At 36.7% G+C, this 11,385-nt stretch carries 14 protein-coding genes; 9 read left to right on the forward strand and 5 right to left on the reverse strand.

Annotated features, from left to right (window positions below):
• The 5 genes from trpB (at position 1) to GFU89_RS16080 (ending at position 4,566) form a co-directional block, all read left to right on the forward strand.
• Positions 1-1,179, forward strand: coding sequence for a tryptophan synthase subunit beta (gene trpB / locus GFU89_RS16060; RefSeq protein WP_318848093.1), 1,179 nt, complete (start codon positions 1-3; stop codon positions 1,177-1,179).
• 63 nt (positions 1,180-1,242) lie between these two features.
• A complete protein-coding gene (gene trpA / locus GFU89_RS16065) occupies positions 1,243-1,977 on the forward strand; it encodes a tryptophan synthase subunit alpha (protein ID WP_318848094.1) in 735 nt (244 codons plus the stop codon).
• Between the two features lie 31 nt (positions 1,978-2,008).
• On the forward strand, positions 2,009-2,737 hold the full coding sequence (lipB, locus tag GFU89_RS16070) for a lipoyl(octanoyl) transferase LipB (RefSeq protein ID WP_318848095.1): 729 nt from the start codon (positions 2,009-2,011) through the stop codon (positions 2,735-2,737).
• 488 nt (positions 2,738-3,225) lie between these two features.
• A complete protein-coding gene (locus tag GFU89_RS16075; protein WP_318848096.1) occupies positions 3,226-4,185 on the forward strand; it encodes a protein-glutamine glutaminase in 960 nt (319 codons plus the stop codon).
• Between the two features lie 69 nt (positions 4,186-4,254).
• Positions 4,255-4,566: a hypothetical protein gene (locus GFU89_RS16080; RefSeq protein WP_318848097.1), complete on the forward strand. Its 312-nt coding sequence runs from the start codon at positions 4,255-4,257 to the stop codon at positions 4,564-4,566.
• Between the two features lie 28 nt (positions 4,567-4,594).
• Here the strand turns inward: GFU89_RS16080 and GFU89_RS16085 are convergent, their stop codons facing one another.
• Positions 4,595-5,347, reverse strand: coding sequence for an SDR family oxidoreductase (locus tag GFU89_RS16085; protein ID WP_318848098.1), 753 nt, complete (start codon positions 5,345-5,347; stop codon positions 4,595-4,597).
• Positions 5,348-5,607: 260 nt separating this feature from the next.
• Here GFU89_RS16085 and GFU89_RS16090 point away from each other — a divergent pair, with 260 nt between their 5' ends.
• The 4 genes from GFU89_RS16090 to GFU89_RS16105 all read left to right on the forward strand — a co-directional run bounded on the left by GFU89_RS16090 (position 5,608) and on the right by GFU89_RS16105 (position 7,711).
• Positions 5,608-6,240, forward strand: a complete 633-nt coding sequence (locus GFU89_RS16090; RefSeq protein ID WP_318848099.1) for an NAD(P)H-dependent oxidoreductase — start codon at positions 5,608-5,610, stop codon at positions 6,238-6,240.
• Positions 6,241-6,271: 31 nt separating this feature from the next.
• Positions 6,272-6,706, forward strand: a complete 435-nt coding sequence (locus GFU89_RS16095) for a MarR family transcriptional regulator (protein ID WP_318848100.1) — start codon at positions 6,272-6,274, stop codon at positions 6,704-6,706.
• Complete coding sequence (locus GFU89_RS16100) at positions 6,707-7,132, forward strand: organic hydroperoxide resistance protein (RefSeq protein ID WP_318848101.1); 426 nt, start codon at positions 6,707-6,709, stop codon at positions 7,130-7,132. It abuts the gene before it with no gap.
• 144 nt (positions 7,133-7,276) lie between these two features.
• Complete coding sequence (locus GFU89_RS16105; RefSeq protein ID WP_318848102.1) at positions 7,277-7,711, forward strand: hypothetical protein; 435 nt, start codon at positions 7,277-7,279, stop codon at positions 7,709-7,711.
• A gap of 47 nt (positions 7,712-7,758) precedes the next feature.
• Here GFU89_RS16105 and GFU89_RS16110 read toward each other — a convergent pair whose 3' ends face one another.
• From GFU89_RS16110 to GFU89_RS16125, 4 genes are all read right to left on the reverse strand, one after another.
• The gene (locus GFU89_RS16110) at positions 7,759-8,394 is read right to left on the reverse strand and encodes a peptide deformylase (RefSeq protein ID WP_318848103.1); all 636 of its coding nucleotides are present in this window, start codon (positions 8,392-8,394) and stop codon (positions 7,759-7,761) included.
• Positions 8,395-8,648: 254 nt separating this feature from the next.
• Positions 8,649-9,521 carry a ChaN family lipoprotein gene (locus GFU89_RS16115; protein ID WP_318848104.1) on the reverse strand — a complete coding sequence of 291 codons (873 nt, stop codon included), beginning with the start codon at positions 9,519-9,521 and terminating at the stop codon, positions 8,649-8,651.
• Between the two features lie 180 nt (positions 9,522-9,701).
• Positions 9,702-10,730 carry a hemin-degrading factor gene (locus GFU89_RS16120; RefSeq protein ID WP_318848105.1) on the reverse strand — a complete coding sequence of 343 codons (1,029 nt, stop codon included), beginning with the start codon at positions 10,728-10,730 and terminating at the stop codon, positions 9,702-9,704.
• A gap of 4 nt (positions 10,731-10,734) precedes the next feature.
• A complete protein-coding gene (locus GFU89_RS16125) occupies positions 10,735-11,385 on the reverse strand; it encodes a class I SAM-dependent methyltransferase (RefSeq protein ID WP_318848106.1) in 651 nt (216 codons plus the stop codon).

The following is an 11,385-nucleotide window of genomic DNA, read 5'->3' on the forward strand; positions in this document are numbered from 1 at the left end:
ATGAATTATAAAAACCCCGATGAAAACGGATATTATGGAGAGTTTGGAGGTGCTTTTATCCCCGAAATGCTCTATCCTAATGTAGAAGAATTACAAAAAAACTATCTTGAAATTATAGAATCTGAAGATTTTCAGGCTGAGTATCAGGATTTACTGAAAAACTATGTAGGCCGTGCCACACCTTTATATTTTGCTAAAAATCTAAGTCAGAAATATCAGACTCAGATTTATTTAAAACGGGAAGACCTCAACCATACCGGAGCTCATAAGATCAATAATGCTTTGGGACAGGTTCTATTGGCAAAACGTCTTGGAAAAACAAGGATTATTGCTGAAACCGGAGCCGGACAGCATGGTGTTGCCACCGCTACAGCCTGTGCTTTGCTTGGTTTGGAGTGCATCGTTTATATGGGAGAAATAGATATCCAGAGACAGGCCCCGAATGTGGCAAGAATGAAAATGCTGGGTGCAGAAGTGATACCGGCTACATCAGGATCAAAAACCCTTAAAGACGCCGTGAACGAAGCATTGAGAGACTGGATCAATAATCCTCAGACCACTCATTATGTGATTGGAAGTGTGGTCGGTCCTCATCCTTTCCCGGATCTTGTGGCGAGATTTCAGAGCATCATTTCAAAAGAGATTAAAGAACAGCTTAAGGAAAAAATTGGAAGAGAAAACCCAGACTATGTGATTGCCTGTGTAGGTGGTGGAAGCAATGCAGCAGGAACTTTTTATCATTTTGTAGAAGAAAAAGAAGTGAAAATTATCGCTGCAGAAGCAGGAGGACTGGGAATAGATTCAGGGAAATCTGCGGCTACTACATTTTTAGGAACTCTAGGGGTACTTCACGGAAGTAAAAGTCTTGTGATGCAGACAGAAGACGGACAGGTTATAGAGCCCCACTCTATCTCTGCAGGACTGGATTATCCGGGAATCGGACCTTTTCATGCGCATTTGTTTAAAGAAAAAAGAGCAGAATTCTTTAGTATTAATGATGATGAAGCTTTAAAATGTGCTTTTGAACTGACCAAACTGGAAGGAATTATTCCGGCATTGGAAAGCTCTCACGCGCTGGCTGTTCTGGACAAGAAGAAATTTAATGAAAAAGATGTTGTTGTCATTTGTCTGAGCGGCCGTGGTGATAAGGATATGGAAACGTATTTGAAAAATCTGTAAAATGTCGGATGTATTTCCCCGCCTAACATTCATTACATTATACTTTCTTTAATACAATAAAAAATGAAAAAACTAAATATATACTTCACAGCAGGAATTCCTCAATTGGAAGATACCGCTGATATTATAAAACTGATTCAGGATTCGGGAGCAAATATGATTGAGATCGGAATGCCCTATTCTGATCCTGTGGCAGACGGACCGGTGATCCAAAAAGCTCACGAACTGGCTTTACAAAACGGAATGACGATTGAAAAGTTATTATCTCAATTAAAAGCTATCAAAGACGAAATCAAAATTCCGATTATTCTGATGGGCTATATCAACCCGGTATTGAGTTTCGGATTTGAGAGATTCTGTGCTGCATGTTCAGAAAGCGGTGTTTCAGGATTGATTCTTCCAGACCTTCCTCCTATTGAGTTTGAGAAAAACTATCAGTCTATCTTAAAGCAGTACAATCTTAATTTTACCTTTCTGGTCACTCCGGAAACGTCTGATGAAAGAATGATGTATCTGGATTCTTTAAGTTCAGGTTTTCTATATGCAGTAAGCTCTTCCTCCACAACCGGAAATGAAAATGCTGTTTTAAAAAATGAGTACTACCTTTCCAGGGTAGCTTCCCTTCCACTCAAAAATCCTGTGATGATTGGATTTGGAATTAAATCGAAAGAGGATTTTGAAAATGTAACGGAAAAAGCGGATGGCGGTATCATAGGAACAGCCTTTGTGAATATTTTGCTTCAGGATAAAGACTGGAAGAAAAGTGCCATAGATTTTATCCATTCCATCAAAGAGTAAAATTCACTAAATTTGTATATCAAAAATTGAAATGAATACAAATCAAAATAAATCAGTAGAATTTGAAGATTTAGGGGTCAAAGAATATCAGCCAGCCTGGGATTATCAGGAGCAGCTGATGAAAAATATCATTGATACCAAGATAAAAAACAGAGATCTTCCTGCAGAACAGCATAGTACCACTCCCAATCACCTTCTTTTTGTAGAGCATCCCCATGTATATACTTTGGGAAAAAGCGGACATGAAGAAAATATGCTTGCCGGCATTGATAAACTGAAAGAGATTGATGCTACTTTCGTAAAGGTAAACCGTGGCGGAGATATTACTTATCATGGTTTCGGACAGGTTGTAGGTTATCCTATTCTTGATCTTGAGAACTTTTTTACAGACATTCATTTATACATGAGAAATCTGGAAGAAGTGATCATCAGAACGATTGCTGAATATGGCATTAAAGGAGAACGCTCTCCGGGAGAAACAGGAGTATGGCTGGATGTTGGAAAGCCTTATGCCAGAAAAATGTGTGCTATGGGAGTGAAAGCTTCCCGATGGGTTACTCTTCATGGTTTTGCATTGAATGTAAATACGGATATGCGTTATTTTGAATACATCATTCCATGTGGGATCAAAGATAAGCAGGTGACTTCTCTGAAAAGAGAACTTGAAAGAGAGCTGACCCTGGAAGAGGTGGAAGAACTGAAAGCAAAAATCAGAAAACATTTTGCAGACGTTTTCCAGGCAGAACTCATTTACAAATAGTCAATTGACTTAAAATATAATAAACCCAGTTTCAATAGTTGAAACTGGGTTTTTAGTTTAAATACTATCAGAACATTTAAATCCTACGGAATCTAAACCGTTTTATTTATAATTTGGAAATCGAAGGGTTTCAAAAACTTATGAATGTTGGAGAATAGTTCTGTTTTGTGAAATTGGCCAGATTCCTACGGAATGACACAATTGGAATAGAGGTTTTACCCACAGTTTGTCCATTCCGTAGGAATCCAATCCATGAAAACCAAAAAAATCACAATTTAAAAAAATCTCATTTTCTTTAAATCCACCACTATAATCATTAGTTTTTAATCATTTTCAATATCATAAAATCAATAAAATGAAAGAATAGTTTATTTTATTTGAAAAAACTCTTGCTCATATTTTAAATTTTATTACTTTTAATATCACAAAATAGTGAACTATTACAACAAAAATGTTCACTGAAAATTAACCACCAAAATATAAAAACTATGAAAAAATTTCTGTTATCCATGATGGTATTCGTGACGGTACTGTCATTTAATTCCTGCTCAGATTCAGGTGCCAACCAGGATCCTAATCTTGTTGCTAAAGAGTCAAACGAAATTGCAATGAAAGATTTCGGCAAAACTGTCCCGGTAGGGATTGATAAAGAAGATGGGAAATTTAAAATCTCCTTTATGGTTAGTGCCCAGCCCTACTACATCAAGGACACTAAAGAAAATGCAGGCTATATTTCCATGATCAGACAGGCTGTTGAAAACGAAACTCCTGTTCAGGTTTTCCTTAAAGCCAATACCAGCGAAATCGCAAAAGTAGACAAAGCTACCGCTGAAGATATCCGTTATTTCAAATCTATCCTTACTAAAGAAGTAAAAGAAGAGAGCAGAAAAGCAGTAAGTGTTATTCCTAACCTTGCCACTTTAAACAGTCTGTTTGCCCAGATAAAAAATCAGGCTTGCGGAACTTCTACAGCTTCTTCACCATGCATCACATTCAGATATCCTGTTGACGGATGCTATGCAAGAGCCCACAAAATGAGACAGATACTATTGAATGCAGGATACGACTGTGAAAAGCAATTCGTGTATGGTAATCTGAGAGCTTCTACAGGAACGTGCTGCGTATCATGGGTATATCACGTAGCAATATTGGTAAGCTTTAAAAATGCTTCCGGAATTGTTGAAAAAAGAATCATTGATCCATCATTATTCTCCAGCGGACCAGTAACTGATGCTGCATGGAGAGCTGCATGTACAAACACAAGCTGTGGATCTGCTTCTGTATCTTCTTTTGCCAATACAGCAGGAAATGTATACTACAGAAGTCCGGCAGGATCTTTACTGTATGATAACAACTATGTAAATACCAATTGTGTATTGAATATCTTCTCATCCCTTTCAGGATGTTCTCCTTCTCCTGCACCTAGCGTAGGAAGCTGTGGATTTTAACTAATTTATATAGAGCTCCTGCATTTATTTTGATACATTGCAGGAGCTTTTTACTTAATACTTTTTGCTATGAAAGCCTGGTCGTATTTACTATTACTTTTTATTATGATTACATCCTGTTCCGGTAATTCCAGTTCACAGAACTTAACCTGGTATAATAATGCCACTATTTCAGATATCACCGAAGATCCTGATAAACCGAATGAAGTGGTACGTGTTGCCATTGGAATCAGTGCTCAGGTTTTTTATATTTCAAAAAAATCACCAGAATACAAAACTCTTATAGAAAAGGCAACCCAAAGCTTTAAGAAAAATAAGACTTATAATATTGGTATTGAAAATAAAACCAATATCATCAAAGAAATTAAAGAGATCAAATAATCTTTAATTGCTATGAAATAGTCTGCCATTATCTGATCACAGAAATCCCGGCATCTACTTTTACTTCAGCTCCATGGATATAAGAGGCTTCTTCTGAAGCAAGAAACAGAACTACACTGGCTATTTCTGATGGTTCTCCCTGTCTTTTAAAAGGAATGGTAGGAATAATATCTTCAATGGCACTTTCAATCTGCTCTCCGGTTAAGCCTGTATTATTAAAAATATTAGTCTTTATATGTCCGGGACTCACTCCGTTGACGCGGATACCGCGTTCTGTAAGCTCTACCGCAAATGTTTTGATGAAAGACTGTACTGCTGATTTCGCCGCAGAATACACGGAAAAATTATGCATCGCAATATCCGTCGCCACAGAAGTATTAAAAATAACGGAGCTTCCGCTATTCATCAATGGTAATATTTGCTGTACTGTAAAAAAAGGACCTTTTACGAGAAGATTAAAAAGTTCGTCAAACTGATTTTCATCCACATATTCTACAGGAGCAAATCTTCCGTATCCTGCATTCGCAAAGACCAGATCTATCTGTTCAGTATATTTTCTGACTTCCTGCTGGAGGTTCATCAGGTCTTTTATATTTCCGGCATTGGATACTATTCCAAAAGCCTTTTCTCCAAGTTTTTCCAGGGCAATATTCACAGTACCTTCACTCCTTCCTGTGATAATGACTGTTCCCCCTTCTTCAATCAATTTCTGAGCAGTAGCCAGCCCCATTCCATTTGTTCCTCCGGTAATTAAAGCCGTTTTGTTTTTAAATCTCTGCATTATTTTTGGTTTAAAATTCTTCTACAAAGATTGGAATAGAGAGGGTCTTAAAAAATCCGAATCATGCGGAAATGGATTAAAAGCAAATCACTTATTTTCCTGCTTATTTAAATTCATCAATAATCGTCATCAATAAAATCTTTCAAAATTAAATTGCACGCAATTAAATTGCTTGTATATTTGCAGTATTGTTTTACTTCAATATAAAAAACAGGAAGTTCAATAACCGCCAAGTAGTTTAATTTAAAAAACAATAAAAAATGTCATTAATAGAAAATCTAAACTGGAGACATGCTGTAAAAGCTTATGACCCGAACAAAAAAATTTCACAGGAAGATCTTACTACTATTTTAGAATCAGCAAGACTGGCTCCTACTTCATCCGGATTACAACCATTCCGAATTATTGTGGTAGAAAATCAGGAACTAAAAGAAAAAATGGTAGCAGGTGCTTTAAACCCTGAAGTAATGAGAGATTCTTCTCACGTTTTGGTCTTTGCAGCATGGGATAGCTATTCTAATGAAAAAATTGACAAAGTTTACGATTATCATACCGATGTAAGAGACCTTCCAAGAGGACGTTTCGGAAGCTATACCGATAAAATTAAAGAAATGTATGGAGCACAGACTCCTGAAGAGCATTTTGCACACACGGCCCGTCAAACCTATATTGCCTTAGGAATTGCCCTGGCACAGGCTGCGGAACTTAAAATTGACAGTACTCCGGCAGAAGGATTCAGCAATGCTGTAGTAGATGAAGTATTGGGATTAAAAGAATTAGGATTAAAAAGTGTAAGCCTTTTATATCTTGGCTACCGTGACGAAGGCAATGACTGGCTGTCTTCTATGAAAAAAGTCAGAATTCCAATGGATGAATTTATCATAAAAAAGTAATACCTTCATCGAATCTTTCGTACTCAAACTTATGGAAAATCCGAAAACACCCAAACTAGAAAACCAGATTTGCTTCCCGCTGTATGTTATCGCCAAAGAGATCACAGGACTTTACCGTCCTTTCCTCGATGAGCTGGACATGACATATCCGCAGTACCTTGTTATGATGGTATTATGGGAAGGTGACGGACTTACAGTTACCCACATAGGGGAAAAACTGTTTCTCGACAGCGGTACTTTGACACCTCTTCTTAAAAGACTGGAAAGCAAAGGATTTATCATCAGAAAAAGAAAAAAAGAAGACGAAAGAGTAGTTGAAGTATTTTTAGACGAAGCTGGAAAACAGCTTCAGCAAAAAGCATGTGAAATTCCGGGAAAAATTCAGGAAAGACTGGGTATACAGCCGGAAGAACTGCTGCATCTTAAAGACACAGTACTAAAAATATTAAACAAAATAGAAAAATAAATGAAAACATTATATACAACTCAAGTAACTGCTCAAGGGGGTAGAAACGGACATGTGAAAAGTGAAAACGGAGTTTTGGATCTTGAGGTAAGAATGCCTAAAGCATTAGGAGGAGCCAATGAAGATTTTGCCAACCCTGAAATGCTTTTTGCAGCCGGATATTCTGCGTGTTTCGACAGTGCTCTGAACAGAGTAATCAGTCTTTCTAAAGTGAAAACCGGAGAAACAACGGTTACTGCACAGATAAGTATTGGCCAACTTGAGAATGGAGGTTTCGGTTTGGCAGCAGAACTTGATGTCAATATTCCAGGAGTTTCTATTGAGGAAGCACAGGAATTGACAGAAAAGGCACACCAAATCTGCCCTTATTCTAATGCAACCAGAAATAATATGGAGGTGAAACTTTCAGTAACCAACAACGATTAATCCAATTTTTTTAAGCATAGTTATAACGAAAGGAGCTGTTTCCATGGAAACAGCTCCTTTTTATTTTTAAGCACAGGTGATTGAGGATATTTTAAAAGACCAACTTTACTATTGATTCTCTTAGAAATAAAGTAATTTTGTTTAATGGACATTATTATAGATATTGTTTGTCAGGTGTATGCGGGGCAAAAGTCAAGGAAGACAATCAATTTAGTATTAAATACATTTCTTCCGGGCTACAAAAAATTAAATCTGGACTATACCTATCCAAGGCACGACAAAAATTATATTTTCAAAACAGAAGATGAAATGATTGGTTATTTCATCGAAACACCTTCTATCACCCAGACTTTTTATTGGAATAAATATCATGATAACCCCAACAAAATCATGGTAGGTGCAGATATTACTGATGACGACAAACTTATTATGAGCCTGACCTTAAATGGAACCAAGGAAACTGAAAAAATGTATTTCGACCAGCTCAAAAGTATTTTACAATCTGATATTGGAGTGATTTCACACGTTGATCCCGCAGATTATGAAGATGGAGAAGATTTTATTTTGAAATATAGATAGAAAACAGAAGTTTACTTAGCCTTATAACAACTTCTAATCATTAATCATTATCTCCTATCTTTCATTACATCACTTTTCTGATAAGCATCTACTTTTTTATAAGAATCATTTTTATCGTTTTCTTTTTTATCGGAAATCAGAATTCCGAAAAGATGGTCAATTTCATGCTGGAAAATAACGGCTGTAAATCCTTCTACGAGTTCTGAATATTTCTGCCCTTTCAAATCCACATATTCTAACTGAATGACTTTACTTCTGTAAAACTGATCTCTGAAATCCGGAATAGAAAGATCTCCTTCAGGACCAAGATTCTGCAGATCGGAACGCCATACAATGACCGGATTGATAAAATATTCCAGCGGTGTTCCTTCTTTGTCAAAACGCTGTACCCAGATAATTTTTCTGTTGATTCCCACCTGTGGTGCTGCAATTCCTACTCCACCATCTGTAGAAAGAAGAGATTCTTTCATTCTTTTTACCAAAAGAGCTGTATTGGGATCAAGAGGATCTGCTTCTGAAGAAATACTCAGCAATGTTTTATGCTGGCTGGCATCTGTTGTCTGATAGATCGGTAATGCGGTGTTGATATCTCCCTGATTAATTATTGAAATCTCGTTGGATGTGAGTTTCTGGGCGTTTAACAGTCCTATAAAAAAGATCAGCAGGATAGGTAATTTCTTCATGTTTTTTGAATGTGATACAAAGGTAAATATTGTCCGGTAAAAATTAGGAGATAATTATATTTATGTTTGGGCTAAAGCCAATGGAGAGCTGATATAAAAAATAAAACGGGCTAACGCCCGTTTCTATTGAAAATCTGCAGTTTAAGCAATTTTTATTTTTGTCATTCTGAAAGGAATTCAATGTATTGAAGAATCTCATATGTCTGATTATCAATAAGATTACTCCTTCATCAGAATAACATTTTTGTAAGAAATTAGAAAGTCTTGGTCATATCCGTAGGAATAATCAGATTGAAATCTGTTGGGATATAGTCTTTAGCAGGAACTTTCAATTCAGGGTCTTCTGATTCAAAAACAGAGATTACTGCCATTTTCAGGTTAGGATTCTTCTGTTTGATATACCAATAGATTCCGCCAAATTCTTTGCTGTGATAGTTTCCGTTGTAATGGATAAATGTTTTTCCTGACTGGAAGTTTTTCAGAATAGATTCTGCCATGGTAGCATCTTTCGTTGCCTGGGCTGAAATAAAATTCATCACTTTTGTTCCTTCTGCATGATCGCCCATCATTGCCTTCATTTCCAGATATCCCGGAGTGTCTAACGTAACTTTTATAGGCAGCTGAGCAATATATGTTTTCTCTTTTTCGCTTAATTTATTCAGGGATTCAAGCCCTTCCTTAGCAGTTTGAGAGGCATATTTCCTTGGAATATTGGTGGCAATAAAATTCAGTTTTTTATTTTTAGCAAAATCTACCAAGGGTTTGTAATCCGTTGTATAGTTGTTCCATAAACGCGCAGAGTCTTTGAAAGTTTTAGCATCAAATTTCCCGTTCAGGTATTGGTTCAGCTGAGTCTGGTTGTCTCTTTCAAACATTTCAGCACCTAAAATAAGCTGTCCGTTCTTTTTTGCAAACAGGGCTTCTGTAATTTTAAGCTGAAGCCAATGGTTGACAGAACTGTTATGGTTTTCACCAAAAAAGACCACATCATAATCTGCCAGTTCTTTCACTAGTTTTTCCGTCTTTACTTCTTTTCCTTTTTTATCATAAAACTGGAAAGCTTTAAGCTCCTGTGCTTTCAAAGAACAGAAACCCGCAAGCAGTATCGCTATGAAAATATTTTTCATTTTTTTATATTTAACCACAAATTACACAAATATTTTGGCAGTTATTGCACTATAGGAGCAAATTCACACAACTGCAAATCTTTCTTTTAAGTCCTTTGATTATTCTTCGCCAAAACCTGAAATAAAAAAGACCGCTTTGAATTTTACAAACAAAACGGTCTCATTCAAATCATCTAATTATTACTTTTCTAATGTTGCTACAAGGTCCTTCCACTCCTGAAGTTCAGGAATTCCAGGTTTCCTTTTTCCAAAGAACTGAACGATAAAGTCTCCTTCTTTGTTGAATACTTCGATAGCCGTTACTTCTCCGTCTTCAGTTGGTTTTTTAACGATCCATGCTTCTGCAATTTTCGTTACATCCAAATGTAAGTTGAAATCCGGGTCCATTACGTTGAACCATTGCTGGTGCCAAAGCGTTTTCTTTACGTTTCCTGTATGGATCTGGATAATACCTCTGTTTCCAACGAAAACCATGATCGGTGTATTTTTTTCAGAAGCATCTTCAAGGATATTTACCACCTTAGCATTGTCGATTTTCTTAGCAAATCCTTCCGGCGCCAATCTTAATGCCTGTGTTCTGCTTACCCCATATTTTCTTGTCATCATGAAGAAATCATGCGTATCTTTCAATTCTGTCCATGCCTTTTTGAAGCCTTCCACATCAATTTCAGCATCTGCTTTTTCAGCCTGTTTTGGAGCTACAGCTTCAAATACAAAAGCCTGATTTTGATCTTCAGCTTTGAATTTTTCAACCAAAGCATCGAAAGCTTCTTCGTTGCTGTTTTTTGTCAGATAGATCTTGTGCAATGCCAGACCATCCTTTCCGAAAAACTGAAGACTCTTCTTATCTCCTTCCACTACTGCAAAAGCAAACTTCCAGTGGTTAAGGAAAATTCTAAGGTCAATATCTTCTCCAACAAAAAGCTGTGCGTGCGGGCTGCTGAAATCACTGTTCTGATAAATTCCTTTTCTTTCGTGAACACATTCATCATTACGGGTAAGAGCCATTACTTTTCCCAACTGCTCAGCTTCTGTAAGAATTCCCGGGAAATCTGCGTTTAAAACAGTTACCTCTTCTCCTACACTGGTCAATAATAATTCTGCTTCACTTACACCTAGCTGTGCAGCGGCATTTCTTATTCTTATATGTGGATTTTCTGCTTTCAGAGCTTCCCATTTTTCCTTTAAATCATTAACTAACGTGCTCATTATTTTATTTTTTAATGGTTAAAATTGTATAAATTCTTTGTATTGTTTCTTCTCCTGTTTTGCTTTTTATCTGTTCTTCTTTTTCGGAAGTTTTCATTCTTTTAAAATGACTTTTGGAGATCAGTTCTTCCATTTCGTGATTGTTGTAGAGTGTGAAATCATACTCTGTAAACGGTAGTTTCTCCATGAAATCTCTTTGTCCGAATGTAAGAACGAATGTTCCGTCATCTTTTAAAACCCTGTAGATCTCGTTTAAAAATTCTACCGGATTTCCCCAGAAATAGACAGTATTGACTGTAAATATTTTGTTGAAAGTCCCGTCCTGAAAAGGAAGTTTCTTGCCTTCATACAAAATAAAATCTGCCTGGTTTTCAAATTCTTTATTGAGTTTCTGGGCTTCATTGTGCATAGTTTCAGAAATATCAATCCCGGTATATTTGAGATTTTTGGCAAGACTCATTATATTCTTGAGGTGCCCAGCATTACCGTGTCCTATTTCAAGGATCTGCTGATCGTCTTCTATCACAAGTGTTCTGACACTTTCTAACGTCATACTGATGTTAGTGGCATTCATCATTTCGCCAATCTCAATGCCTTTTTCTCCCTGAGGATTGGCAAGATTCTGTGCAAGGATTTTGAGTTCTTCTTTTTCCAT

It is taken from the genome of Chryseobacterium sp. JV558 (assembly GCF_033712365.1).
Classification (GTDB): domain Bacteria; phylum Bacteroidota; class Bacteroidia; order Flavobacteriales; family Weeksellaceae; genus Chryseobacterium.

What these genes read in the sequence shown, in the direction of transcription:
- GFU89_RS16095 (WP_318848100.1), top strand. Translation starts at nt 6,272, where the DNA reads ATGGAAAATCCGAAAACACCCAAACTAGAAAACCAGATTTGCTTCCCG.
- GFU89_RS16105 (WP_318848102.1), top strand. Translation starts at nt 7,277, where the DNA reads ATGGACATTATTATAGATATTGTTTGTCAGGTGTATGCGGGGCAAAAG.
- GFU89_RS16080 (WP_318848097.1), top strand. Translation starts at nt 4,255, where the DNA reads ATGAAAGCCTGGTCGTATTTACTATTACTTTTTATTATGATTACATCC.
- GFU89_RS16125 (WP_318848106.1), bottom strand. Translation starts at nt 11,385, where the DNA reads ATGGAAAAAGAAGAACTCAAAATCCTTGCACAGAATCTTGCCAATCCT.
- GFU89_RS16075 (WP_318848096.1), top strand. Translation starts at nt 3,226, where the DNA reads ATGAAAAAATTTCTGTTATCCATGATGGTATTCGTGACGGTACTGTCA.
- GFU89_RS16110 (WP_318848103.1), bottom strand. Translation starts at nt 8,394, where the DNA reads ATGAAGAAATTACCTATCCTGCTGATCTTTTTTATAGGACTGTTAAAC.
- GFU89_RS16090 (WP_318848099.1), top strand. Translation starts at nt 5,608, where the DNA reads ATGTCATTAATAGAAAATCTAAACTGGAGACATGCTGTAAAAGCTTAT.
- lipB (WP_318848095.1), top strand. Translation starts at nt 2,009, where the DNA reads ATGAATACAAATCAAAATAAATCAGTAGAATTTGAAGATTTAGGGGTC.
- GFU89_RS16120 (WP_318848105.1), bottom strand. Translation starts at nt 10,730, where the DNA reads ATGAGCACGTTAGTTAATGATTTAAAGGAAAAATGGGAAGCTCTGAAA.
- trpA (WP_318848094.1), top strand. Translation starts at nt 1,243, where the DNA reads ATGAAAAAACTAAATATATACTTCACAGCAGGAATTCCTCAATTGGAA.
- trpB (WP_318848093.1), top strand. Translation starts at nt 1, where the DNA reads ATGAATTATAAAAACCCCGATGAAAACGGATATTATGGAGAGTTTGGA.
- GFU89_RS16100 (WP_318848101.1), top strand. Translation starts at nt 6,707, where the DNA reads ATGAAAACATTATATACAACTCAAGTAACTGCTCAAGGGGGTAGAAAC.
- GFU89_RS16115 (WP_318848104.1), bottom strand. Translation starts at nt 9,521, where the DNA reads ATGAAAAATATTTTCATAGCGATACTGCTTGCGGGTTTCTGTTCTTTG.
- GFU89_RS16085 (WP_318848098.1), bottom strand. Translation starts at nt 5,347, where the DNA reads ATGCAGAGATTTAAAAACAAAACGGCTTTAATTACCGGAGGAACAAAT.